Here is a 23631-nt window from a genome sequence, read left to right as displayed (position 1 = left end):
GCGCTTGACTTCCGCCGAGGTCACCGCGGAGGGCATCTGGCTCGACGAGCCACCGTCCGAGCCGGTGACGGTCCACTTCGACGACCGCTACATCTGGTCGTTCACCCCGTCGCGCGACGGCCGGCCGCTGCGCGGCGGCAGCTTCGTGCCGTGGCCGGGCAACCTCGTGCGCTTCCTCGACGGCGCGGTGCGGATCAGGCTCGCGGACGTGAGCGGGGAGACGGTGTGGTTCGACGCCGAGCACCGGTTCGGTACGTCGACCGCGCGGGTCGCCGTCGTCGACAAGAGCGGCACCCCTCTCTCCGTCGACAAGGTCGGCCACCTCGGGCGGGCCTTCCTGGAGACCCCCGACGAGATCAAGCAGGAGCTCCTCCGCGCCACCGTCGAGGTGCTGACCGTGCTGCGCGAGCAGTGCGGCGCCGACGCCTACCTCTGCTATGGCGCCCTGCTCGGCGCGATGCGCAGCGGCACGATGATCGGGCACGACTCCGACGTCGACGTCTGCTACTACAGCCACAAGAGCACGCCCGTCGACATCATCCGCGAGAGCTACCGCATCGAGCGGATCGTGCGGGCCCAGGGCTGGACGGTGACCCGCATGTCGGGCGCCGACATCAAGGTGGTCCGCGAGCTCTCCAACGGCGGCAAGTGCCACATCGACATCTTCGGCGCGTTCACCGTCGCCGGGACCTTCTACCAGCTCGGCAACCGCAGCGGTGACTTCGACGCCGCCGAGCACCTGCTGCCGCTCGGGACCGTGACGCTGGAGGGCGTCGAGCTGCCCGCGCCCAAGCACCCCGAGGCGATGCTGGAGTTCGTCTACGGCCCGCACTGGCTGGTCCCGGACCCGTCGTTCGTGCACCGCGACAACCCGCTCGGCGTTGCTCGCCTCGACGGCTGGCTCCGCGGCTTCCGTACCGAGCTGCCGCAGTGGAACGACGTCTACGATCAGCGCGCCCGCGACATCGCCCGCAAGCCGTCCGACTTCGCCCGCTGGGTCGAGAAGCAGGTCGGCCGGGACGACAAGATCGCCGACCTCGGCGCCGGCAACGGCCGCGACACGCGCTACTTCACCCGCCGCGGCCACGCCGTGCGGGCCGTCGACTTCTCGCGCCGCTCCTTCGCGCGCACCCGACGGATCCAGGGTGTGCGCTCCGACCAGACGATGTTCAACGAGCTGCGTCGGGCGCTGATCCTCGGCGCCCGGCTGGCCCGGGACCCGCACCAGCTCTACGCCCGCCAGCTGCTCGGCTGCCTCGACGCCACCGCCCGCGCCAACCTGTTCCGGATCGGGGCCATGTCGCTGCGCGGCGGCGGGTCCATGTTCCTGGAGTTCTCCGCGACGCTGCCCGCGGGCGTCGACGCCCCGCCGCCCGGCCCGCAGCCGCTGGTCCGGCGGCTCGACCCCGAGCAGGTCGCCGCCGAGGTCGCGGCGAGCGGTGGCAGGATCGTCCGCGTCGAGACCGCCGCGGGAGTCGACATGTTCGACGTCCCCGACCCGGCCGTGTGCCGGATGCGCATCACCTGGCCCCACCCGAAGGAGCACTGAGACATGGCTGTCAACGAGAGCCTGCGCGAGCGGGTCGAGCGCCTCGAGAAGGAGGTCGCCGACAACCGCGTCCTGCGCCGCCGCGTCGAGGAGATCACCGACCAGCTCGCCCAGCTGCTGGTGGCGACCGTCGACGGCGACAAGGCTCGGGTCGAGGAGCTCCTGGCCGCTCTGCGCCGATCGGCCTAGCGTGCCCGAGATCTCCGCCGAGGGGCTCCGTCTGGAGGGCGCCCCGAGCGTCCCGCTGCTGGTGCACTTCGACGACCAGTACGTCTGGTCGTTCACGCCGGGCCGCGACGGCACGCTCTCCGGCGACTCCTTCGAGATCGCCTGGCCGCGGGTGATGCGCCCGTTCCTGTCCGGCACGACGCGGGTCCGGGTCGCCACGTACGACGGCGGCGTGGTCCTCCACGACGCCGAGGTGACGTTCGGGTCGGGTGCGGGCCGGGTCGCCTTCGTCGACGAGAGCGGGGCGCCGTACTCCATCGACAAGGTGGGTCACCTGACCCGTGCCTTCGAGGAGACCTCCGACGACGTCAAGCAGGAGCTGCTCGACGCGACGCACACGGTGCTGCGCGAGCTGCGGGAGCGGTGCGGCCTGGACGCCTACCTCTGCTACGGCGCGCTGCTCGGCGCGGTCCGGCAAGGCACGATGCTGGGCCACGACTCCGACGTCGACCTCTGCTACTACACGAAGGCGTCGGCCCCGGCCGACATCATCGCCGAGAGCTACCGGATCCAGCGGGCCCTGCGCGGGCTGGACTGGCGGGTGCTGCGGATGTCCGCCGGCGACATCAAGGTGCTGTGGCCGCTGTCGGACGGCCAGACCGCGCACATCGACATCTTCTCAGCGTTCACGATCAACGGGACCTTCTACCAGTTCGGCAACCGCAACGGCTCCTTCGACGCCGACGCTCACCTGCTGCCGCTGGGCACCATCACGCTGGAGGGCGAGGAGTTCGCCGCCCCGAAGCATCCCGAGGAGATGCTGGCCTTCATCTACGGGCCCAACTGGCGGGTCCCCGACCCCGGCTTCCGCTACCAGGACAGCCCGGTCGGCACCAAGCGGCTGGACGCGTGGTTCCGCGGGACCCGCACCGAGGTGCCGGGCTGGGCCAAGGCCTACCAGGAGCCGACGGTCTCCCGGATCCCGTCGGGGCCGTCGTCCTTCGCCGGGTGGGTCGAGCCGCAGCTGGGCGCGGGCGACAAGGTCGTCGACCTCGGCGCCGGGACAGGGCGTGACGCGTTCTGGCTGGCGGGGCAGGGGCATCCGGTCCTGGCGACCGACTTCTCGCTGCCCGCGATGTCGCTGATGCGGCGCAAGCGCGACGCGATGGGGGAGTCGCGGGTCCGGCTGGAGATGCTCGTCCTCAACGAGCTGCGCCGCGTGATGTCCTTCGTCGGGCCGCTCTCGCGCGACCCGCACCACCTCTACGGTCGCGGGCTGATCGGCTCGCTCGACCGCGCGGCCCGCGAGAACCTCTTCCGGCTCGCGTCGGTCGTGCTGCGCGGCGGACAGTCGCTCTTCCTGGAGTTCTCCGCGCTCGTGCCCGGCACCGACCTGCCGCTCCCGGAGCCGCGCCCGCTCACCCGCCGGTTCGACCCCGAGTGGCTGCGCCAGGAGATCGAGTCCTTCGGGGGAGTCGTGGAGTTTCTGGAGATCGCGCCCGGGACCGATATGTTCGACCAGCCGGATCCGGCCGTGGCGCGGCTGCGGGCGGTCTGGCCGCATCCGTGAGTCGTCTCTGGGTGTGACTTTCCCCGGTTGGTCTGCCGGGCCGTTCCAAGCGGTCCCGCAGGCGGGCCGACAATTCAATCCCCGGTTGGTCTGCCGGCAGGGCCCGCCTGACTTTGAATCAGGACTAGCGACGTAGGTTCGACTCCTACCCGGGGAGCAGATTTTCTTCGAGGCTAGCTGGCGGGGGCGGCCGCGGGCCCGGCGTCGGGCGTCGTCGACGTCGGCGGGGGCTGGACCATCGACTGGGTCGACTGGGTCGTCGACTGGGTCTCCGACGTGGCCGGCTCGGCCGCGAGGTCGTCGTACGACACCTCGAGGTCGTGCTCGACGGACGTGAAGATCGGGGTCTCACTCATGAGGTGAGTGTTCCCCGTGGAGACCGCGCTCAACCGTGGCGGCGCTCACGCGGCGAGCGGCGCGCTGCCCGGCAGGATCGTCGGCTCGCAGGAGCAGCTGTCGCTGCAGGCGAGGTAGGTGTGCACGGCGTGGCCGCAGCGCGGGCACGGCAGATCGTGCGTCAGGTGGATCGTGTTGTCCTGAACGGTGTCCCACATGACCGTGCCTCCTGTCTCGTCGACCACTCTCACTAGGACCACGAACGGGGGCGTTCTCATACGACATCGCTCGGCCCGAATTCCCGGACTTCCTCGCCGCGAGGGCGGGGATCGTCGCCTGGCCGGGCTGCGCATAGGCTCGGAGCGTGACCGAGCTGACTGTCGTCGTCCTGGCCGCCGGTGGCGGAACCCGCATGAAGTCGAAGACCCCCAAGGTCCTCCACGAGGTGTGCGGCCGGAGCATGGTCGGGCACGTCCTGGCCGCCGTACGCGAGCTCGGACCGTCCCGCGTGGTCACCGTCGTCGGTCACCAGCGTGAGCTGGTCGAGCCGCACGTGGCCGGCCTGCTGCCCGACGCGGTCGTCGCGGTGCAGGAGGAGCAGCTCGGCACCGCGCACGCGGTCCGCGTCGCGGTCGAGGCGGTGGGTCACGACGGCCTCGGTGGCACCGTCCTGGTGGCGTACGGCGACACGCCGCTGCTGCGCGCGGAGAGCCTGCGTCGGCTGCTGGACGACCATGCGGCGGACGGCAACGCGGTCACCGTGCTGAGCGGTGTCGTGGTGGAGCCCTTCGGCTACGGGCGGATCGTGCGCGGCGGCGGGGGAGTCGTCGAGGCGATCGTCGAGGAGAGGGACGCGACCGACGAGCAGCGCGCGATCAACGAGATCAACTCCGGGATCCTGGCCTTCGACGCCGCCTTCCTCGCCGACGCGTTGGGGCGGATCGGGAACGACAACGCCAAGGGCGAGTACTACCTGACCGACGCGGTCGCGCTGGCGCGTGCCGCCGGGCTGCCCGTCGGCGCCCGACCCGTCGACGACCCGGCCGAGATCGAGGGCGCCAACGACCGCGCCCAGCTCGCGGCGCTCGGCCGCCTGCTCAACCAGCGGATCGTCACCGGGTGGATGCGGGAGGGCGTCACCGTCGTCGACCCGGCCACCACCTGGATCGACGCCGACGCCGAGCTGGCGCCGGACGTCACGGTGCTGCCCGGCGTACAGCTGCTCGGCGCGACCAAGGTCGAGGAGGACGCCGTCGTCGGTCCGGACTCGACGCTGCGCGACTGCGAGGTGGGGGCCGGGGCGAAGGTCGTGCGGACCCACGCCGAGCTGGCCGTGATCGGCGCCGAGGCGAACGTCGGACCGTTCTCCTACCTCCGCCCCGGCACCGTCCTGGGCGCGAAGGGCAAGATCGGCGGCTTCGTCGAGACCAAGAACGCCACCATCGGCGACGGCGCCAAGGTGCCGCACCTGTCCTACGTCGGCGATGCCGAGATCGGCGAGGGCGCCAACATCGGAGCCGGCACGATCTTCGCCAACTACGACGGGGTGGACAAGCACCGCACCACCGTCGGGAAGCACGCGAAGACCGGCTCCAACAACACGTTCGTCGCTCCGGTCAGCATCGGCGACGGTGCCGGGACGGGCGGCGGGACGGTCGTGCGCGGTGTGGTCCCCGCCGGTGCGCTGGCCGTCTCCGCAGGTCCGATGCGGATCATGGAGGGCTGGGCGCAGCGTCGTCGGCCGGGGACCGAGCAGGCCGCCGCCGCCGAGGCGGCGGGCCCTGGAACAGCGGGTGAACATGAGGCGTCTCACAACGCCTCCCAGCGAGTTGGGGAGACGCCCGCCGGTGCGTCAGAATCCTGACCGGACGACCGAACCCGGCGACCTCTGCGGCAGGAGCAGCTTGTGACCGGAATGAAGAAGACCACTGAGAAGCACCTGATGGTCTTCAGCGGCCGGGCCCACCCGGCGCTGGCGGAGCAGGTCACCGAGCTGCTCGGCACGGAGCTGGTGCCCACCAGTGCCTATGAGTTCGCGAACTCCGAGATCTACGTGCGCTACGAGGAGTCCGTCCGCGGCTCCGACGCCTTCGTGATCCAGAGCCACACCGCTCCGATCAACGAGTGGATCATGGAGCACCTGATCATGGTCGACGCGCTCAAGCGGGCCTCGGCCAAGCGGATCACCGTCGTGATGCCGTTCTGGGGCTACAGCCGCCAGGACAAGAAGCACCGTGGCCGCGAGCCGATCTCGGCCCGTCTCATCGCCGACCTCTTCAAGACCGCCGGCGCCGACCGGATCATCAGCGTCGACCTGCACGCCGACCAGCTGCAGGGCTACTTCGACGGTCCCGTCGACCACCTGATGGCCCTGCCGGTCCTCGCCGACTACATCAAGGAGAAGTACGGCGACCAGGAGCTCGCCGTCGTCTCCCCGGACGCCGGCCGGATCAAGGTCGCCGAGCGCTGGTCGGCCCGCCTGGGCGGCGTACCGCTGGCGTTCATCCACAAGACCCGCGACATCACCCGGCCCAACGAGACCGTCGCCAACCGCGTCGTCGGCGAGGTCGCCGGCAAGATCTGCGTGCTGACCGACGACATCATCGACACCGGCGGCACCGTCGTGAAGGCGGCCGAGGCGCTGATGAAGGAGGGCGCCGCGGGCGTGATCATCGCCGCCACGCACGCCCTGCTCTCCGAGCCCGCCGTCGACCGGCTCAAGAACAGCCCGGCCGTCGAGATCATCGTCACCGACACCCTCCCGGTGCCGGAGGAGAAGCAGTTCGACAAGCTCACCACGCTGTCGATCGCGCCGATGCTCTCGCAGGCGATCCGCGAGGTCTTCGAGGACGGGTCCGTCACGAAGATGTTCGACGGTCACGCCTGACGGTCCGGCCTCACCGCCACTGAGCAGCACGATGGTCGTTCGAGGAGCACTCGAGCGACCATCCTGCTGCTCTCCGGGCCCGTGGACAGCGCCCGACGCCTGACGCTCGTCTCCGCGATCCTGGAGGGGTGTCTCGGCGCCCCCGAACCACGCCGATCCCGGTCTCCCCGAACCGACCTGGCCTCGTCTGGCCCTCGGCAGTCGACCCGACCGGTCTGATCGGGCCGACCCGGGCCCAGTCCCGGACCGACCAGTGGCGGCGCACCTCGGTGGGGGCCTACGTGCCGGCCGACCTCGACGAGGCCCTCGCCGTGGAGCAGCGGATCGTCTCCGCCGCCTGGCCGAGTCTCGGGGTCGGCGTCGTCACCGGCTGGGCGGCGCTGCGCTGGCTCGGCGCGAAGTACCTGGACGAGGACACCGTCCACCTCGTCGTGCCACGCACGAGCTACCGGGCGCAGCCGGGGATCAGCTACTCGGCCGAGCGACTGGCCGACGCGGAGACTGTCGTGCTCGACGGCCTCGCCGTCACCGGACCGCTCCGGTCGGTGACGTTCGCCGCCCGGTTCGCCGCGGACCTGGCCGCGGCGGTGAAGGTGCTTGACCGGGCCGCAGCCGCGGACCTCGTCTCCCTCGACGAGGTGCGTCGATCCACCACGGCCACCCTGGCCGGGGCGGTGGGCGTGGGCCAGCTGCGCGAGGCCCTCGGCCTGGCGGTCGAGAACAGCTGGTCGCCGACCGAGACGGAGATGCGACTGCTCTGGCGCGGCCTCGGCCTGGTCGAGGTCCGCTGCAACACCCCGATCTTCGACCTCGCCGGCCGCCACCTCGGCACGCCGGACCTTTTCGCGCCGGCCGTGGGCATGATCGGCGAGTACGACGGCTCCGAGCATCTGGACGGCGCCCGGCGCGCGAGCGACATCCGGCGGGAGGGCGCGTTCCGGCGAGCCGGTCTGGAGTACGTCGAGATGGTGGCCGCCGATCGCCGGGATCCGCGTGACTTCCTGGCGCGGACGACCGACGCGCTGTCACGCGTCGACCGATCGCGCTGGCGATGGACCCTCGAGGCACCACCGTGGTGGAGGAGGACCGAGACGGTCGCGCAGCGCCGAGCGCTCACGTCGCGTGACCGCCAGCGACTGCTCGGATGGCAGCGCTGAGTAGCAGGACGGTCGGTGGGGGCGCGCCCGGACGACCATCGTGCTGCTCTGGGTCCGATGCGGACCGGCGATTTCGGCGTACGTCCCGGGCGGTCCTAGACTGACTCAGTTGCCTCGGCGAGGGAGCCCCACAGACACAGGGACTCCGTGATCGACAGGGCTGGCCATGACGCCGCGTGCCCTGAGGGTCGCGGCGTCCTGTGTTCGTCGGAGTCTCTCGGCCGGGTGCCGCAGACCAGTCCACCAGACACGCAGGAGCACCCCCATGACCAGCGAGAAGATCACCGCCGAGACGCGCACCGAGTTCGGCAAGGGCGCCGCCCGCCGGATCCGCCGCCAGAACAAGATCCCCGCCGTCGTCTACGGCCACGGTGCCGACGCGATCCACGTGACCCTGCCGGGCCACGAGACGATGATGGCGCTCAAGCACCACGGCCAGAACGCCCTCCTCGAGCTCAGCATCGACGGCAAGACCCAGCTCGCCCTGACCAAGCAGGTCCAGGTCGACCACATCCACCGCGTCATCGAGCACATCGACTTCGTCGCCGTGAAGGCCGGCGAGAAGGTCACCGTCTCGATCCAGGTCCTCACCGTCGGCGAGGCCGGCCCCGACAGCCTCGTGACCCTCGAGCACTCCGAGCTCTCCGTCGAGGCGGAGGCCACGCACGTGCCCGAGTCGATCGAGGTCTCGGTCGAGGGCGTCCAGGCCGGCACGATCATCACCGCCGCCGAGGTCACCCTCCCGAAGGGCGTCACCCTGCTCACCGACCCCGACGCCGCGGTCGTCAACGTCGCCGCCGCCCCGACCGCCGCCCAGGTCGAGGCCGAGCTCGAGTCCGCCGAGGCCGAGGCCGGCATCGTCCACGAGGAGTCGCAGGCCGACGCCGACGAGGCCGCTGCCGAGGCCGCCGAGGCCGAGTGACCTGTGGTCACATCTGACGAGGTCTGGCTGATCGTCGGCCTGGGCAACCCAGGGCCGGCGTACGCCGGGCACCGTCACAACATCGGCTACCTCGTCAACGACGAGCTGGCCAAGCGGATCGGCGGCTCATATCGGAGCCACAAGACGGGCCGCGCAGACGTCGTCGAGGGCCGCCTGGGAATGGGCGGCCCTCGGCTCGTCCTCGGCCGGCCGCGGACCTACATGAACGAGACCGGCGGCCCGGTGAAGGCGCTGGCCACCTTCTACAAGGTGCAGCCAGACCGCCTCGTCGTCATCCACGACGAGCTCGACATCCCCTTCGACACGATGCGGGTCAAGCTCGGCGGTGGCGACAACGGCCACAACGGCCTGAAGTCGATCCGCGGCAGCCTCGGCACCGGCGACTTCTATCGCGTCCGCGTCGGCATCGGCCGCCCGCCGGGTCGCCAGGACGTCGCCGACTTCGTGCTCACCAACTACTCGGCGACCGAGCGCAAGGTCCTGCCCTTCCAGGTCGACACCGCCGCCGACGCCGTCGAGTCCCTCATCACCGAGGGCCTGGAGAAGACGCAGTCGCGGTTCAACTCCTGAACCGGCCGGTTAGGGTCACCTCATGGCACGCCCCGATCGACCACTCACGCATCTCCTCGTCACCGGGACCGAGCGGCTCTCGCCCGGGATGATCCGGGTGCGCCTCGTCGCCGAGGACCCCGCCGCCTTCGCCGAGCGGTTCGCCGACAGCGTCCTCACCGATCGCTACGTCAAGCTCGCGCTGACCGGTCCGGACGGTGAGCAGGTGGTGCGGACCTACACCGCGCTGGAGCCCGACCTCGAGCAGGGCACGCTCGCGATCGACTTCGTGGTCCACGGGACCGACGGCGTCGCCGGACCCTGGGCGGCGTCGGCACGGGTCGGCGACCGGCTGAGCCTGCGCGGTCCGGGTGGCGGCTACGCCCCCGATCCGACCGCTGACTGGCACCTCGTGGCCGGCGACCAGTCGGCCCTGCCCGCGATCCGGGCCGCGCTCGCGGCGCTCCCGGGCGACGCGGTGGGGTTCGCCGTCCTGCAGGTCCCGGACGCCGATCACGAGCAGCCGCTGGCCGCTCCGTCGGGCGTCGAGGTCAGCTGGGTCCACGGCGCCGACAGCGGCGCGCTCGTGGACGCCGTGCGCGCGCTGTCGTGGAGGACCGGGCGGGTGCACGCGTTCGTGCACGGTGAGGCCGAGTCGGTCATGCACGGGATCCGGCCCTACCTGCTGAAGGAGCGGGCGGTGCCACGCACGGATGCGAGCATCTCCGGCTACTGGCGCGAGGGCCGGACCGAGGATACGTTCCGGCGGTGGAAGGCCGAGCTCGCCGTGGCGGAGAGCGCGTAGCCGAGAGCTTCTGCCGACTCAGTAGGCGCCGCGGTGACCGAGGACCGCGTGGAGGGTGCGGCTGACGATCGCCAGGTCGCGCCGCAGCGACCAGTTGTCGACGTAGTCGAGGTCGAGCCGCACCGACTCGCGCCAGGACAGGTCCGAGCGGCCCGAGACCTGCCACAGCCCGGTGAGACCGGGGCGGACGACGAGGCGGCGGCGCGGGTCGAGGTCGTAGGAGGCGACCTCGTTCGGCAGCGCGGGCCGTGGGCCGACCAGCGACATCTCGCCGCGCACCACGTTGATCAGCTGCGGCAGCTCGTCGAGCGAGTAGCGGCGCAGGATCCGGCCGACCCGGGTGACCCGGGGGTCTCGGCGCACCTTGAAGAGCACCGCACCGTCGATCTCGTTGCTGAGGTCGTCGCGGACGGCCTCGGCGTCGGTGGTCATCGTGCGCAGCTTCAGCATCGTGAAGTGGCCTCCGCCGCGACCCACGCGGGTCTGCCGGAAGAGGGCGGGGCCGGGGGAGTCCAGCTTGACCAGCAGCGCCAGGCCGAGGAGCAGCGGCACGAGGACGACGAGGGCGGCCGCGGCGGCTGCCCGCTCCCAGAGGACCTTGGCGGCGCCCGGCGTTCCGACCTGGCGGGCCGGCATTAGCTCGGTGACGCCCAGACCGCCGATCGTCAGCGGCCGCCTCCGGTCGACGCAGACGTCCTCGAGGCCGGTCATCAGCAGCATGGGCACCGGCTCACCGGCGGGGCCGTTCTCGAGCTGCCACGCCAGCCGCTGGACGCGGCGCCCGGAGAGCCGCGGGCCGGGGACGACCACGACCAGGTCGGGCCGCAGCCGGTCGAGGGTCACGTCCAGCTCCTCCGGCGTGCACCCCCCGACGACGTCGAGCTCGCGACCGGCCGAGACCGCGACCTGCGACATCGCGACGCGCAGGTCGGTCTGGTCGCCGACGACCAGCGTCCGGGCGAGCACGCCGGCCCGGCGCCGAGCGGTCGCGGTGGCTGCGGCACCGGCGAGTGTGAGGGCGGCCAGCGCGGCGACGGTGACGAGCAGCGTCTCGTCGTCGAGCGCGGTCCTGGAGCCGAGCGGCCACTGCACCAGGGCGACGGCGGCCACCGCGCGGAGAACGCCCCGGCGCTGGTGCCGGCCGAGCGGACCAGCCGCCGGCGGGTGGCCGCCGACGATCAGGAGCGCGAGCGGCCACCCGGCCGCGGCGACGGCCACCGTCGGCGTGAGCCAGCCGGTGGCTGCGGCCAGCGCCGCGATGGCGAGGGCGGCGGCCAGCCCGGCGAGCGGTAGGAGCGCCGCACGTCGGACGTGGGCGAGGGGTCGGGGTCGCGCCACGGAGCCGGTCGATGCCAGCACGGCCGAGACGGTGACCACGGATTCCCCTCCTGCCGGTCGCTCGACCGGTCGGCCTCCAAGGTAGGAACTCGGCGCTTCACTGCTCTTCCCGCAAATGCGGGAAGAACCCGACAGGTCTTCTCGGGCCGCGCGCTTCTCACAGGAACGAGGCCTCAGAGAGGTGGTGGGCGCCAGCCGATCTGGTGCGCCAGCCCGACGGCGGCCAGCTGCGAGGAGACCCGCAGCTTGGACAGGATGGACTTCACCTGGGTGCGGACGGTCGCCTCGGAGACGACCCCGGCCGCGGCGATGTCGTGGACGGTGTGGCCCAGCATCAGGTGGCCCAGCACCTGGGTCTCCCGGGCGGTCAGCTGGGCGAAGCGCTCCTGGATGCCCTGGGTCTCGCGGCGCTGCTCGTGCCACACCCGGAGCAGCTCCTCGCGCTGCTCGTGGCCCATCACGGGCAGGCCGGCGTTGATCCGCCGCACGGTCCCGAGGATGTCGTTGAGCGGCTGCGACTTCGACAGCGTCGCGCGGGCGCCGTGGCGCAACGCCTCGCCCCAGCGGCCGCGGTCGCTGGAGGCCGTCACGACGACGACGTTCGCGCCGGCCTTCGCCAACGGCGAGATCAGTCGCACGCCGTCGCCGAAGGCGCCGAGGTCGAGGTCGAGGAGCACGATCCGCGGGCGCAGCCGCAGCAGTGTCGTGACCAGGCTGGCCGGGTTGCTGCCGTCCTCGGGCACGTCGACCCGCCGGACGTCGTACCCCTCCACGGACAGGGCGAGGTCGAGGGACTCGGCGAAGAGGACGTGATCCTCGACGATGAGGATCCGGACCTGGCTACGCGAGCTCTGCGGCGGGGGGCTCATCGTCGTCTCGTGCGTCGTCGCGGTCGCCCGGCGGGGCCTCGAGGCCGCTCGCGGGCAGCCCGAGGACGAACGTGGCGCCGCCTCCCCACCTGCCGTCGCGGATCTCGAGGTAGCCGCCCTGACGCTGCATCAGCTCGTGCGCGATGTGCAGGCCGATGCCCTGGCCGGTCGAGCGGGTGCCGCGTGCGCCCCAGTCGAAGATGCGCCGGCGCAGCGACTCCTCGACCCCCGGGCCGTCGTCGTGCACGGCGATCTCGACCGTGTCGCCGATCTGCTCCACCCTCACCTCGGCGGTCGACCCTGCGTGCTTGGCGGCGTTGTCGAGCAGGATGTTGACGACCTCGGAGATGGCGTCGGGCTGAGCGGTGACCTTCACTCCGGAGGGCGACCACCTCACGTGGTGCCCGCGTGCCTCGTGGGAGACGACGAGGTGGCCGACGGTCTCGTCGAGGTCCACGAGGCGAGGCTCGGAGCCGTCGGCGGGCTCGGACATCAGCCGTTCGAGCCGGCCGAGCTCGGAGGCGATCATGTCGGCGAGGAGGTCGCGGCGCTCGTCGCTGATCCCGTCGGCCGACCGGAGCAGCCGGCTCGCCGAGGTGATGCCCGCGATCGTGGAGTTCAGCTCGTGGAGCTGGCCGCGGTGCACCATGATCCGCGCCTGCGCCCGCTCGAGCTCGTCGTTGAGGTTGCTGCGGTTCTCGGCGTCGACCTCCACCTCGGTGAAGAACAACGACAACGAGGTGCTCACGATGAGCGCGGCGCCGAGCGTGTCACCGGCGACGGTGACGGCGTGCGCCACTGCGTTGTCGCCGAGGTAGAGCGCCAGGTGGGCACCGCCGATCAGCAGGATGGTGAGGGCCGTCCGTTGCCGCGCCCACAACGCGATGCTGCGGGTGCGCAGGATGCCGAGCGCTGCGACCACGAACGCTGCGACAGCGACGGCGGCTACTGGCGCGTGCGGGAGGTCGTGGCCGAGATGTGGGCTGCCGTCGAGCCAGGCCAGCCGCAGCACCGCGACGAACGCGCCCAGGGCGAACCCGGCGGCTGCCGGGTCGGGGTGGAACCGCGTGCGCTGCCCGATCGTGAGGGCGAACAGGCCGACCAGGACGATCGTCACGTCCGCCGCCAGCACCCACAGCTCCTCCACCGGTCGAGGGAACTCGAGGAGCTGGACGGCGGCGAGCATGAGGCCCTGACAGCCGAGGAGGGCGATCGCGAAGGAGGTCCAGGCCAGGCCCGGCCGTGGGTTGACCCGCCACGCGGCGTAGCAGGCGACCGCCGCGACGAGCGCCGCAGGAGAGACGATCACGCCGCCCAAGCGCGCGGTGCTGGCGAGACGGTCGTCGCTCGTGGCGAACGTGCTGAGCGCGAGCACGGGAACGAGCACGACGCCGAGGACCAAGCCGGTACGCCGCCAGGTCCACGTCCCCGCGGGTATACGCGCTGAGCTCATCCATGCCCCCCAGTCCCCTGGTACGGGTGCTCGACGTCTCTCCCCGATGAGCCGTCGGTGGGCGGCCGTGGCCACCACCCCCGAACCCCTTCAGAAACCGCTTGAAGGTAGTGCGGGACCGAGATTCCCGCCCTTACGCACAGTGACGCTATACCTGATTTGAGGGAGCGGTCATCGAACGTCCGAGGCCGTTCGGCGGAGGGTGCTGTGGACCCAGCTGGTCTGGACCAGCGAGGCGATCACCAGCCGCCCGGTCGGTGCCCGCGTCACCGTGGGGGAGAGGACGCTGGCGCGAGAGGATTCGGACTTCCCTCGGGGGACTGCTGGGGAAGCGCTGGCCGAACAGCCCTCCCGCTCTTCGGCTACCTCCCGAGCGGCTGGTGGCCGGTCCAGCATGCTCCCGCGGCCGGGAGGGGGCATCCCCAAATCTGGGTGAGCGGCGCGAGAGGGGTGGCCCCATGGTCGCGCTCCCGCAACGATGGCGCAGACGGAGGGGGCCGTCGCCAGCATTCAGCACACGGCCGACACGGGGTGAGGCATGGCAACATCGCCGACAGGGGAGAGCCTGCGCGTCCTCGTCGCCTCGGACCAGGCGTTGATCGCCGAGGCCGTGCGCGCGGCGCTCGACAGCCGAGGGCACGACGTGATCGTGGTCCGCTGGCCCGGCGAGAAGACCGGCGCGCCCCGACGCCGACCTGCGCCGCCCGCCCCGATGTCGCAGGTGGGTCTGCTGCTCAGCGACCTCGACCGCTGGTCGAGGATCAAGGCCGCGATGCTCCTGGTCGAACGCATCCCCGTGCCATGGGCGGTGCTGACCACCTCGCCTCGAGGGCCCGCCTGGGGCGCCATCCTGTCGGTCGGTGCTCGGGTGGTCCTGCCGGGGTCCACGCGCCTGGACCACATCACCAGCATGCTCACCCTCGTGGTCAGCGATGAGCTGCGCATGCCCGACGCCGAGCGCAGCGAGCTCGAGACGTCCTGGGAGGAGATGCGGGCCCGGCACGACGCGGTGGCCGAGCGCCTTGCCACCCTCACGCCACGCGAGGGCGAGGTGCTGCGCCTCATGTACGCCGGCTCCTCGGTCGCCCGGATCGCCGAGATGCTGGAAGTGGCGCCCGCGACGGTGCGCAGCCAGGTGAAGGCAGTGCTGCGCAAGCTCGACGTCAACAACCAGCTGGCCGCGGTCGCCGCCTTCGACGACGTGATGGAGGTCCGCCCGGCCGCCTATCGGCTGCCGACGCCCCGCACGTCCGAACCGGTCGACCCGGCCAAGCCCGCGAAGCCCGCCGTCCACTGACCCCGGACCGCCCGGCAGTCGCCCGGCGGTCCAGGATCGAGTCTCCGACCGAGCGTCAGAGCGCGGGCGGCCGCCAGCCCACCTGGTGGGCGAGCCCGACCGCCGCCAGCTGCGAGGAGACCTCGAGCTTGGCGAGGATCGCCTTCACCTGGGTGCGCACGGTCGCCTCGGACACGACGCTCAGCGCGGCGATGTCGTGCACCGTGCGGCCCTGCATCAGGCGACCGAGCACCTGCGACTCCCGAGCGGTGAGCATGGAGAGCCGGCCCATCAGCTCCTGCAGCTGCGAGCGCTGCTGGTGCCACGTGCGCAGGAGGTCCTCGCGCTCCTCGTGGGTCAGCACCGGCAGGCCCTCGTTGATCCGGCGGACCGTCGCGAGGATGCCGCTCAGCGGCTGCGCCTTGGACAGCACCGTGCGGGCGCCGTACCTGATCGCCTCGCCCCAGCGGCCCCGGTCGGCGGACGCGGTCACGACGACCACGTTGATGCCGGCCTTGGCGAGCGGCGCGATCAGCCGGACGCCGTCGCCGAAGCCGCCCAGGTCGAGGTCGAGCAGCACGATGCGCGGCCGGAGGCGGACCACCGACGACAGCAGCGCTCCGGGTGAGCCCGAGTTGTCCGGAACGGCGATGCGCCGGACGTCGTACCCCTCGACGGAGAGGACGAGCTCGAGTGACTCCGCGAAGAGCATGTGGTCCTCGACGATGAGGATGCGCAGCTTCGCCCTGGTCGATGGCGGCTGGGTGACGGGCATCGTCATGGTCATGCCCGGCGCTCCCCGCGGAGCTGCGGCTGTCGCGTCGAGAAGGTGGTGGAGCCCGGGGTCATCCCCAGGCTGAGACGGTTGTGGGCACGTGTGCCCGGCGCCCTGAACGAATACATCTTCGGCCCCCCTTGTGGCTGATGTGGGGCGACCCGCTTCCGCTGCGGCCGCTGCACGCCCCCGAGGGCGACTCCCCTGCTGTGTCCAAGTCCCAACACGAAGGTAGCCATCTACCGGCCGCATACCGCATGAGGCGGATGCCTTACCCCAATTTTGGGATCAGGAGTCGGAGCCACGCCGTTTCGTACATCCGAGCCCTCCCTAAAACTGGGGCATGCGCGGTGACGTCGATCTCAGGCGCCCGGACAGCCCTGAGGATCGAGGGGGAGTCAACCCGGCCGCGAGGCCACGACGGGATGCGGGGCAAGAATGTCCGGATCGGAGCCGGCAGGACAGTACGGCGTTGCGGTCGCCTCGGAGCATGCGCTCGTCGCGGACGCAGTGCGGACGAGCCTCGCGGACCGTGGCTTCGAGAGCACCGTGCTGAGGTGGCCGGGCGAGCGGCTCGCCGGGCCGCGCCGACCAGCGCCCTCGCGGGCCGGGCCCGACGTGGGACTGCTGATCAGCGACCTCGACCGCTGGACGCGGGTGCGCGCCTCGACGCTGCTGCTGAGCCGCGTGCCGGTGCCCTGGGTGGTCCTCACCGGAGCCCCCGACGGGCCGATGTGGGGCGCCGCCCTCGAGGCGGGCGCCACCCTCGTGCTGCCCAGCAGCACGGGCTTCCAGGAGGTCTGCGACGCGCTCCTCGTCACCGCTCGCGGTGAGCTCACCACGCCTGCGCCGGAGCGCGAACGGCTGGTGGGCCTCTGGGAGGCGCTGCTCGAGCGGCGCGAGGTGGTCGGCCAGCGGGTGCAGTCGCTCACGCCGCGCGAGCACGAGGTGCTCACCATGCTCTACGCCGGTGACCCGGTCGCCCGGATCGCCGAGCTGCTGGAGATCTCGCCGGCGACCGTGCGCAGCCAGGTGAAGGCGGTGCTGCGCAAGCTGCAGGTCAACAGCCAGCTCGGCGCGGTCGCCGCGCTCGACGACCTGATGGAGATGCAGGAGCTCGAGGGCGTCGCCATCTAGTCCGAGCCGTCGTTACGGGGTCTACCCACTATGGGTGACCTCCCCGGTCGAGCGATCGATACGTCCCGCGCGCTCCACAGGGTGGGGCGACAGCCGGAGGGAGAAGTGGATGAACGTCTTACGCCATCAGCACTGGCCTCGGCCGAACCTGTCGCTCGTCCTGGGCGTCGCACTCGTGATGTGCGGCATGGCCATGCTCATGCTCCGCTGATCGGCGCCGGGCGATGGAGCGAACGGTCAGGATGCTCGGCACCCGCGGCGTGCCGGCAGCGCACGGCGGCTTCGAGACCGCGGTCGAGAACATCGGCCTCCGCCTGGTCGACCGGGGCTGGCGGGTGGTCGTCTACTGCCAGGACGACGACCCCGCGGCCGTCGTACGCACGGACACCTGGAAGGGGATCGAGCGCGTCCACGTGCCCTCCCGCTACCCGGGGGCCAAGGGCACGCTCTGGTTCGACACGCTCTCGGTGCGGCACGCGGCGCGGTATCGCGACGTCTGCGTCACGTTCGGCTACAACTCCGCGATGCTGACCGCGCTGCTGCGTGCGCGCGGGATCCCGAACCTGATCAACATGGACGGCATCGAGTGGAAGCGGGCCCGGTGGACGGGCAGCCAGAAGGTGTTCCTCTACGGCCAGGAGCGGGCCGCCTGCCACCTCGGCAGCCACCTCATCGCCGACCACCCCGAGATCAAGCGTCACCTCGCGACGCGGGTCTCGGAGGAGAAGATCAAGACCATCGCGTACGGCGCCCCCACCGTGGTCGACGCGCCGGTGGAGCCGCTGCTGCGGCGCGGGCTGTCGCCGGGCGACTTCCTCACCCTGGTCGCCCGCCCCGTGCCGGAGAACAGCATCCTCGAGGTCCTCCGAGCCTTCTCGAGCCGCTCCTGGGGCCGCAAGCTCGTCGTCCTCGGCGACTACGACCGGGCCGACCCCTACCAGCGGGCGGTCCTGGACGCGGCCAGCGATGAGGTGGTCTTCCTCGGCGCCATCTATGACACCGACACGGTGGAGGCGCTGCGGTTCCACTCGGTGGCCTATCTCCACGGCCACCAGGTCGGCGGCACCAACCCGTCGCTCGTGGAGGCGCTGGGCTGCGGCAACCCGGTCATCGCCCACGACAACCGCTACAACCGCTGGGTGGCCGGCGACGCCGCCCTCTACTTCTCCGACGAGAACGGTGTGGTCGCCGCGCTCGACCGCGTGCTCAGCGACCCCGCCGTCGCGCCCCGGCTCGCCGCCGAGGCGCGGGCCCGGCACGCCGCCGAGTTCACGTGGGAGCGGATCACCGACCAGTACGAGACGCTGATCCGCGCGTTCATGCCGGCACGGCGCCGACGTACCGTCGTCGCGGTCCGGCCTTCGGTTGCAAGCGGCGCAGTGCTGAGGGCGAGAGCGACATCCACCGACGGGTCTATACGAGCCGGATCGCGCCGATGAGTCAGGTGAGACTCCGCGTGGTGATGCCAGTTCACAACGCCTCGCAGTATGTCGACGAGGCATTGCGCAGCGTCCTAAAGGATCTGGTAGACGACGCAGAAGTGGTGATCGTGGACGACGGATCGACAGACGCGACGGCGGCGATCCTCAAGCGCTATGTCGAGGCAGACGCACGGGTAACAGTGCTCACCAACCCTGCACCGACTGGCGTCTCTCGTGCACTGAACCAGGCGATCACCCGTCCGGGATGCCCGGAGTTCGTCGCAGTTGCGGAGCACGATGATGTGACACTTCCGGGCCGATTCGCCGCGCAACTGGCGGCCCTTGACGACGCGCCCGATCTAGGCGCGGTCTCGAGCGTCGGGCGTTACGTCGGTCCGGACGGCCGCATAGTCGGTCGCTTCGCGTCGGGACCCATCAACATCGAGGAGTTCGAGGAGCAGAGGGCCCGCGGGAAGGCGATCCTCATCCCACATCCGTGTGTGATGTACCGGCGCGCTGCATTGGATGACGTCGGTCTATACGACTCATCTTTCGATGGCGCCCAGGATCTCGAGCTGTTCAACCGTCTCATCTATCTGGGCGGATGGCGCGTTATGACCCTCACCACGCTTGGGATTCACTACCGCATGCACGCAGAGTCAATGTCGTTCGCGAAGATGTCAGCGCAGCGAGCCGTGGACAACTACATCTGGTATCGAAACAGGCAAGTTCTGGACAACCAGCCCTACGTAAATTTCGAGCAGTGGTGCCGAGAGCGCAAGTTGACTGCGCGTCAGCGGCTCATGTACGCGCGACGAGATCGCGGTGCCCTTCTATATCGCCGAGCCGGCCTCGCCTGGTTGACGAGACGTCCGATCTCCTTCGCACTGAATCTACTCGGCGCGGCGCTCCTGCACCCCCGTTGGGTTCTGCTGAAAGTGCGAGTCGCTCGCGGATGAGCCGCGATGATGGAAACCGACGGTGCCGCCTCCGACGCTGACGGTCGAGCAAGGCGTCACTGCATCGTCGACCGGTGGAATGTGCTGGCGCCGACGGTGCGAGCGAGTCGTCGACCGTCGAATACCCCCCTCCAAGCCGCAGTTAGTGGCGAGATCGGGTGGAGGAACTGTCGCCGCCCACCGCGCAGCAGGATTCGCAGGGCGGACTGGACTGTGCTTCGCCGCCACTTGCGCTGACGCTCAGTCGACAGCCACTTCGCCGCGAAGATCTGCCGGTTGCGGATGTTGTAGTAGTAGTAGGTGGCGGACTTCGCCCGCGCCCCGACAGTCGTGTGAGTCGCGCCGCCTTGATGGACGGCGGTAGCCTCGGCAATGACCACAATCCTTCCACCCGCGGCGTCCACCCGGGCGCAAAGGTCGACGTCTTCCCAGTAAAGAAAATAGTCGTCATCGAATCCGCCGACCCGCTCCCACAACGCGACGCTGACTAAAAAGCAAGCCCCGGTGACCCAATGAACGACGGCGCTGGGGGTTTGCCGCTCAGGTCGAGCGGCAGACTGCATGTCGCCTGTGTCCAGATTCAGGATGTTGCCTGTCGACGTCGTGATGCCGGCGGGCGAGATGATGACCGGTGCAACTAGGGCCGAGTTATCGCGCCTCGTCGTGTCCAATAGCATTTCCACCGACCGCCTGTCGATACGTGCATCCGGGTTGAGGAATAGGAGAAAACGCGCTCCTTGGGCAATCGCAGCCCGGGCGCCGAGGTTGTTGCCGGTGCCGTAACCGGTGTTGACCGCAGGAAACACGCCAGCCCATCCTTCTTCCTCACATTGCGATTGGACCGTCCTGCGCACGTCATCGGTTGAATGATTGTCGACGACGACCACCTGGGCAGGGTCGAGGTCTCGGCCCACATCGACGAGGTTGTGGCGGAGCAAATCTGGAGGCCCAAAGTTCACCACCACGATGGCGAGGTCGCCGAATTGAGTTCGGTCCCCGACCTCGGTCGGCAAGTCGTTGCCCACGTCGGCCTCATTCCCGGTGTTCACGGTGCGTCCAGGTTCGGCACCTCAGCCGCCGAGTCTCGTCGGAGGGCCGCTCGGAAGACGGCGGCGTGGGCCTTCCCTGCCTCACTCCACGATCGTGCGTCGAGATTGGGCCGTGAGTTAAGGGTCCGATTCTGCGCTCGCACCAGCGCCGCGCGGATGTCGTGCATGGTGAGGTCTCCTCTGAACATGTGCACCCAGCCCGGCCCGACCTCCGCGGCCAATTCCCGCGTCACGGGATTCTCCGGCACCAGAACTGGAGTGTCGAGCGATAAGGCCAGAAGCACGGCACCTGAGTTATGCATTTCTCTGTAGGGCAAAACCACGAGGGAGGACTGCAAGATTTCACGTGCGAGTGTCGCGTCGTCCACATATTCCAGCAGATAGCTGATCCGGTGGTCACGGGCCGCCCGCATCCGAATTAACTCCCCGAGTTCCTTGTCGGACGGTGCGCCCACGAAGCGCAACTCGACATCGAGATCACGTTTATCAGCGGCCAGCTTTAGCAGGCCGTCGATCCCCTTGTATTTTCGAACGAGCCCGAAGTAGAGAAGGCGGCGGCTGTGCCGGCCAACGGCTACCCGGTGTCCGGCGTACCAGTCGCGGTAGTGGCCGTGCCGAATCGTCCTGGTGGGACAGTCGAGCGGCACTGGAGTGTGGTCGTTGAGCCGGATGACTGCAACGGTGAGCCGGTCGATCGCGTCGAGAAGCGCTTGGTCCCATCTCGAGAGGCCAGCGGGCCGGTCAGTGTTATGCCACGTCCGGACGATGACTGTTCGCGTTAGGGCCAGTCTCAACACCATCGCGGTGGTGAGCGTCCGGCGGGCCAGACGACCGAGGGGTCGATGACCGCCAATCGTGACCTCGGGCCAGTGAATGTGGAGGACGTCGTAACGACCAAAGATCGCACGGCGGAAGCTGAAAAGATGGATCTCGACGTCACTCCGCTCGTGTAGGGAGTCGATCAACTGCACGATGTAGGGATTGGTGGTGCTCAGAACCGCGCCAAGCGATTCCATCACCCGAATGCTGCCAGCGGATCGGCCTGCATTCACCATGCCGTCGTCGGACCTTCCACCCGTTGATGCGACACCGAATGCGCGTCCGCGTACCAGCCCTTCACGATCGCTGGTAGCCGGTCAACCGACCAACGCCGGTGCGGTTGGCCCTCGCTAGCTGCGGCACGCACCATCTGAGCGCAAACAGCCCCCACGAGGTCTTCATCGAGCGACACAGGGAAAGCATTCTGGTCAGCCAGGACCGGTGGGCCGCCCAACGGCAGGCACACGACCGGGAGCCCGATCGAGCTCGCCTCGGCGACGGCCCATCCGGCTTGGTCGTGCATAGACGGGAAGAGCATCACGTCAGCGGCGGCCATCGCCTCTAGCACCTCAAGTCGGTCACGATGCCCGTGGAAGGCAACGCGATTCGCTACGCCAAGTCGCCGCGCTTGCCCCTCAAGACTTGCTCGCAGCGGACCATCGCCATAGACGTCGAGGTGCCACCCGGCAAGGTCCGATCGCGCGATTGCCTGCAATGCGAGCGTCGCGCCCTTCAAAGGGATGAGGCGACCGACGAAAATTGCGGTTCGACCTCGCCCGTCACCCGTTCGCGGCAACCTGTTGGGAAGCGCCGCCAGGTCGAGGGCGGCGTTGGGTTCCACTGTCACATTCGACGACCGGCGGAAGCGATGCGCGACTTCGGCATTCTGAGCGACGACCAGATGAGCGTGTCGGGCCGCTGAATCGCCCCAGAGGCGGCGTGGCACGCGCAGAAGAGTTTCTCGGACCAGCTCGGTGACCACTCCGCGGACCCCCAGCCACTCTCGCAGCCGCCAGAACGGTGCCTGCGAGGCTCCGCCGACCGGGCCCCAGATCAGAGGGACGTCATTGAGAGCAGTGAGCCCACAGGGCATCCAGTCGTTTGCGAACGTCACGTGGTGGGCGACGTCGAATCCGACCTCTTTGTGAAGGCGCCGGGCCGTGCGGCTCAAGAGGACCTGCCACAAGGGGTAGAACCAGTAGATGTCGAACGGCCTTCGCAGGAAGCGGACGACCCACCCCGGCGGGTCCAACGGGACGACCCGCAGGTGGGCTGTGAGGTCGGGCCTCGTCGAGAGCTCGTGCTCGATACTCGGGACGAAGCGCTTGCGACAGATCACCCACACGTCATGTTCTGCGGCTGCCGCGGTAGCGAACGCCCAGCCGGCACCGGCCTCTGGCCCGCCGGTCGGGCCACATTGGTAGGCGCCCATCAGGATCTTCAGACGACCCTGGGGCGGCATCGTCTGCGGGACCTGCGCTTCTCGAAAGCCCCGAATCCCGGGGGACTGCGCGGAGGTCTGGGCGGTGGACTGCGTCGACTCCAACAGATCGTCCCTTGCTCCAGGACCGGTGAGACCTGCTCTGTCATCACACCGATCTCGCTTGTTCGGCCGACCTCCGGACCGGTTCGAGAGCGACGTTAAAGACCGCGCATCCCGACGGAGTGAACACTTCGCTCGCATACCCAATGTGAGGGGTGTGAAATAGCAGATCAGAGGGCGTCCTTCCAGTCCTCACACAATGACCGACATGAACGCGCAGCGGCCTCATCAGGAAGTCACCGAGCGCTTCGGCGCACGTGGGCGCGCAGCGATCATTGTCGTGGGGCTTGTACTAGTGCTAGCCGTTACGGCAGTCTTCGTCGGCCTGATCGGCACCTCCCGATCCGGAGTGTCAGGGTCGGGACCGTTGCCACCTGTGAGCGCCGCCACGCCGACCGCGAGCCCCATCGGGCCGGGTTACTCGACCTCGGCCCCGACGCCGCGTGCCGCGCCAAGGAACGGCAAGCACGCGCCCGGCGTCGCTCCGACGAGGGGGCCGCACAAGACGTTGGCTCCTGTTCCGATGAACGACACTGGTCGGCCTGGCCCCGGAATCACCGCTGAGATGACATCGGTTCGCGCCGTGGAGTCCGAAGCGATAGTTCCCGGTGACGTCGCCGGCCCCGCGATCGAAGTGCAGCTCAGGATCAGCAACGATCGAAAGCGACCGCTCGACCTCACGCAGGCGGTGGTCAATCTGTACTACGGCGCCGCAAGGACGCCCGGCCAGCCGAATGACTCGGGGAGCGCGATCCTTCCCCGCTCGGTTCCCGCCAGGAAGGCTGCTAGCGGGACCTGGGTCTTCCGCGTACCAGTCGACCAACGAGCCTCGGTAACCGTTGAGCTGGACCTCGGTGTGAGGCACTCCGTCGTGTTGTTCCGGGGACAGGCACCGCGCGCCTGAACCAGCCGCAGGTGGGATCGATGGCCACGACGCGTCGTTCCATCGCGTACGGACCCTCATCACCGGTTCGACGGTCGACTGTTCCGCGACTCGTCCGACGAGGCACATCGATCAATCGCAGGTC

General features: G+C 69.9%; 22 protein-coding genes and 1 tRNA gene. 14 read left to right on the top strand and 9 right to left on the bottom strand.

The window, feature by feature from the left end:
* Nucleotides 1–4: 4 nt before the first annotated feature.
* The 4 genes from BM236_RS08160 (at nt 5) to BM236_RS08145 (ending at nt 3444) form a co-directional block, all read left to right on the top strand.
* Entirely contained in the window at nt 5–1549 is a 1545-nt protein-coding gene (locus BM236_RS08160; RefSeq protein WP_091122345.1) for a class I SAM-dependent methyltransferase, read from the top strand.
* Nucleotides 1550–1552: 3 nt separating this feature from the next.
* Entirely contained in the window at nt 1553–1738 is a 186-nt protein-coding gene (locus BM236_RS08155; protein ID WP_091122343.1) for a DUF6752 domain-containing protein, read from the top strand.
* Nucleotide 1739: 1 nt separating this feature from the next.
* Nucleotides 1740–3287, top strand: a complete 1548-nt coding sequence (locus BM236_RS08150; protein WP_091122341.1) for a class I SAM-dependent methyltransferase — start codon at nt 1740–1742, stop codon at nt 3285–3287.
* Between the two features lie 78 nt (nt 3288–3365).
* A tRNA-Gln gene (locus BM236_RS08145) sits at nt 3366–3444 on the top strand.
* Nucleotides 3445–3460: 16 nt separating this feature from the next.
* Here BM236_RS08145 and BM236_RS08140 read toward each other — a convergent pair.
* Both BM236_RS08140 and BM236_RS18935 read right to left on the bottom strand, forming a co-directional pair.
* Nucleotides 3461–3643, bottom strand: a complete 183-nt coding sequence (locus tag BM236_RS08140) for a hypothetical protein (protein WP_091122338.1) — start codon at nt 3641–3643, stop codon at nt 3461–3463.
* Between the two features lie 45 nt (nt 3644–3688).
* Nucleotides 3689–3841, bottom strand: coding sequence for a hypothetical protein (locus BM236_RS18935; RefSeq protein ID WP_175507607.1), 153 nt, complete (start codon nt 3839–3841; stop codon nt 3689–3691).
* A 146-nt stretch (nt 3842–3987) separates the two neighbouring features.
* Here BM236_RS18935 and glmU point away from each other — a divergent pair, with 146 nt between their 5' ends.
* The 6 genes from glmU (at nt 3988) to BM236_RS08105 (ending at nt 9964) form a co-directional block, all read left to right on the top strand.
* On the top strand, nt 3988–5487 hold the full coding sequence (gene glmU / locus BM236_RS08130) for a bifunctional UDP-N-acetylglucosamine diphosphorylase/glucosamine-1-phosphate N-acetyltransferase GlmU (RefSeq protein WP_091122334.1): 1500 nt from the start codon (nt 3988–3990) through the stop codon (nt 5485–5487).
* A 51-nt stretch (nt 5488–5538) separates the two neighbouring features.
* Nucleotides 5539–6510, top strand: a complete 972-nt coding sequence (locus tag BM236_RS08125) for a ribose-phosphate diphosphokinase (RefSeq protein ID WP_091122331.1) — start codon at nt 5539–5541, stop codon at nt 6508–6510.
* A 128-nt stretch (nt 6511–6638) separates the two neighbouring features.
* Nucleotides 6639–7667, top strand: a complete 1029-nt coding sequence (locus tag BM236_RS08120; protein WP_091122329.1) for a hypothetical protein — start codon at nt 6639–6641, stop codon at nt 7665–7667.
* A 265-nt stretch (nt 7668–7932) separates the two neighbouring features.
* Nucleotides 7933–8589 carry a 50S ribosomal protein L25/general stress protein Ctc gene (locus BM236_RS08115; protein WP_091122327.1) on the top strand — a complete coding sequence of 219 codons (657 nt, stop codon included), beginning with the start codon at nt 7933–7935 and terminating at the stop codon, nt 8587–8589.
* A gap of 3 nt (nt 8590–8592) precedes the next feature.
* A complete protein-coding gene (pth, locus tag BM236_RS08110) occupies nt 8593–9180 on the top strand; it encodes an aminoacyl-tRNA hydrolase (RefSeq protein WP_091122325.1) in 588 nt (195 codons plus the stop codon).
* 22 nt (nt 9181–9202) lie between these two features.
* Nucleotides 9203–9964, top strand: a complete 762-nt coding sequence (locus tag BM236_RS08105; RefSeq protein WP_091122322.1) for a siderophore-interacting protein — start codon at nt 9203–9205, stop codon at nt 9962–9964.
* Nucleotides 9965–9982: 18 nt separating this feature from the next.
* Here the strand turns inward: BM236_RS08105 and BM236_RS19330 are convergent, their stop codons facing one another.
* From BM236_RS19330 to BM236_RS08090, 3 genes are all read right to left on the bottom strand, one after another.
* Nucleotides 9983–11341 carry a sugar transferase gene (locus tag BM236_RS19330; RefSeq protein WP_091122319.1) on the bottom strand — a complete coding sequence of 453 codons (1359 nt, stop codon included), beginning with the start codon at nt 11339–11341 and terminating at the stop codon, nt 9983–9985.
* A gap of 134 nt (nt 11342–11475) precedes the next feature.
* Nucleotides 11476–12171, bottom strand: coding sequence for a response regulator (locus tag BM236_RS08095; RefSeq protein WP_091122316.1), 696 nt, complete (start codon nt 12169–12171; stop codon nt 11476–11478).
* The gene (locus BM236_RS08090; RefSeq protein ID WP_091122315.1) at nt 12143–13624 is read right to left on the bottom strand and encodes a sensor histidine kinase; all 1482 of its coding nucleotides are present in this window, start codon (nt 13622–13624) and stop codon (nt 12143–12145) included. Before BM236_RS08090 ends, BM236_RS08095 begins: the two co-directional genes overlap by 29 nt.
* A 538-nt stretch (nt 13625–14162) precedes the next feature.
* Between BM236_RS08090 and BM236_RS08085 the strand changes: the two genes are divergently transcribed.
* The gene (locus tag BM236_RS08085) at nt 14163–14921 is read left to right on the top strand and encodes a response regulator transcription factor (protein WP_091122312.1); all 759 of its coding nucleotides are present in this window, start codon (nt 14163–14165) and stop codon (nt 14919–14921) included.
* Nucleotides 14922–14976: 55 nt separating this feature from the next.
* On the opposite strand, the gene BM236_RS08080 is transcribed toward BM236_RS08085, so the two are convergent.
* On the bottom strand, nt 14977–15687 hold the full coding sequence (locus BM236_RS08080; protein WP_245750210.1) for a response regulator: 711 nt from the start codon (nt 15685–15687) through the stop codon (nt 14977–14979).
* A 426-nt stretch (nt 15688–16113) separates the two neighbouring features.
* Between BM236_RS08080 and BM236_RS08075 the strand changes: the two genes are divergently transcribed.
* From BM236_RS08075 to BM236_RS08065, 3 genes are all read left to right on the top strand, one after another.
* Complete coding sequence (locus BM236_RS08075) at nt 16114–16812, top strand: helix-turn-helix transcriptional regulator (protein ID WP_091122311.1); 699 nt, start codon at nt 16114–16116, stop codon at nt 16810–16812.
* Between the two features lie 224 nt (nt 16813–17036).
* Nucleotides 17037–18251 (top strand): DUF1972 domain-containing protein, encoded by a 1215-nt coding sequence (locus tag BM236_RS08070; RefSeq protein ID WP_091122310.1) that lies wholly within the window; start codon nt 17037–17039, stop codon nt 18249–18251.
* A 23-nt stretch (nt 18252–18274) separates the two neighbouring features.
* Complete coding sequence (locus BM236_RS08065) at nt 18275–19192, top strand: glycosyltransferase family 2 protein (RefSeq protein ID WP_245750229.1); 918 nt, start codon at nt 18275–18277, stop codon at nt 19190–19192.
* A gap of 56 nt (nt 19193–19248) precedes the next feature.
* On the opposite strand, the gene BM236_RS08060 is transcribed toward BM236_RS08065, so the two are convergent.
* Genes BM236_RS08060 through BM236_RS08050 form a run of 3 tightly spaced genes read right to left on the bottom strand, consistent with a single transcriptional unit; the run spans nt 19249 to nt 22606 of the window.
* A complete protein-coding gene (locus tag BM236_RS08060; RefSeq protein WP_175507606.1) occupies nt 19249–20217 on the bottom strand; it encodes a glycosyltransferase family 2 protein in 969 nt (322 codons plus the stop codon).
* Nucleotides 20218–20237: 20 nt separating this feature from the next.
* Entirely contained in the window at nt 20238–21257 is a 1020-nt protein-coding gene (locus BM236_RS08055) for a glycosyltransferase (RefSeq protein WP_175507605.1), read from the bottom strand.
* A gap of 32 nt (nt 21258–21289) precedes the next feature.
* On the bottom strand, nt 21290–22606 hold the full coding sequence (locus BM236_RS08050; protein ID WP_175507604.1) for a glycosyltransferase family 4 protein: 1317 nt from the start codon (nt 22604–22606) through the stop codon (nt 21290–21292).
* Between the last annotated feature and the right edge of the window lie 1025 nt (nt 22607–23631).

The sequence above is a fragment of the Nocardioides terrae genome, from assembly GCF_900112345.1.
Lineage (GTDB): Bacteria > Actinomycetota > Actinomycetes > Propionibacteriales > Nocardioidaceae > Nocardioides > Nocardioides terrae.
This window is presented reverse-complemented; position numbering and strand designations above follow the sequence as displayed.

Excerpts from the sequence above, each read along its gene's own strand:
- BM236_RS18935 (WP_175507607.1), bottom strand. The coding sequence starts at position 3,841 with ATGTGGGACACCGTTCAGGACAACACGATCCACCTGACGCACGATCTG.
- BM236_RS08080 (WP_245750210.1), bottom strand. The coding sequence starts at position 15,687 with ATGACCATGACGATGCCCGTCACCCAGCCGCCATCGACCAGGGCGAAG.
- BM236_RS08125 (WP_091122331.1), top strand. The coding sequence starts at position 5,539 with ATGAAGAAGACCACTGAGAAGCACCTGATGGTCTTCAGCGGCCGGGCC.
- BM236_RS08105 (WP_091122322.1), top strand. The coding sequence starts at position 9,203 with ATGGCACGCCCCGATCGACCACTCACGCATCTCCTCGTCACCGGGACC.
- BM236_RS08065 (WP_245750229.1), top strand. The coding sequence starts at position 18,275 with ATGCCAGTTCACAACGCCTCGCAGTATGTCGACGAGGCATTGCGCAGC.
- BM236_RS08115 (WP_091122327.1), top strand. The coding sequence starts at position 7,933 with ATGACCAGCGAGAAGATCACCGCCGAGACGCGCACCGAGTTCGGCAAG.
- BM236_RS08090 (WP_091122315.1), bottom strand. The coding sequence starts at position 13,624 with ATGAGCTCAGCGCGTATACCCGCGGGGACGTGGACCTGGCGGCGTACC.
- BM236_RS08155 (WP_091122343.1), top strand. The coding sequence starts at position 1,553 with ATGGCTGTCAACGAGAGCCTGCGCGAGCGGGTCGAGCGCCTCGAGAAG.
- BM236_RS08140 (WP_091122338.1), bottom strand. The coding sequence starts at position 3,643 with ATGAGTGAGACCCCGATCTTCACGTCCGTCGAGCACGACCTCGAGGTG.
- BM236_RS08095 (WP_091122316.1), bottom strand. The coding sequence starts at position 12,171 with ATGAGCCCCCCGCCGCAGAGCTCGCGTAGCCAGGTCCGGATCCTCATC.
- BM236_RS08075 (WP_091122311.1), top strand. The coding sequence starts at position 16,114 with ATGTCCGGATCGGAGCCGGCAGGACAGTACGGCGTTGCGGTCGCCTCG.
- BM236_RS08085 (WP_091122312.1), top strand. The coding sequence starts at position 14,163 with ATGGCAACATCGCCGACAGGGGAGAGCCTGCGCGTCCTCGTCGCCTCG.
- BM236_RS08055 (WP_175507605.1), bottom strand. The coding sequence starts at position 21,257 with ATGGAATCGCTTGGCGCGGTTCTGAGCACCACCAATCCCTACATCGTG.
- BM236_RS08070 (WP_091122310.1), top strand. The coding sequence starts at position 17,037 with ATGGAGCGAACGGTCAGGATGCTCGGCACCCGCGGCGTGCCGGCAGCG.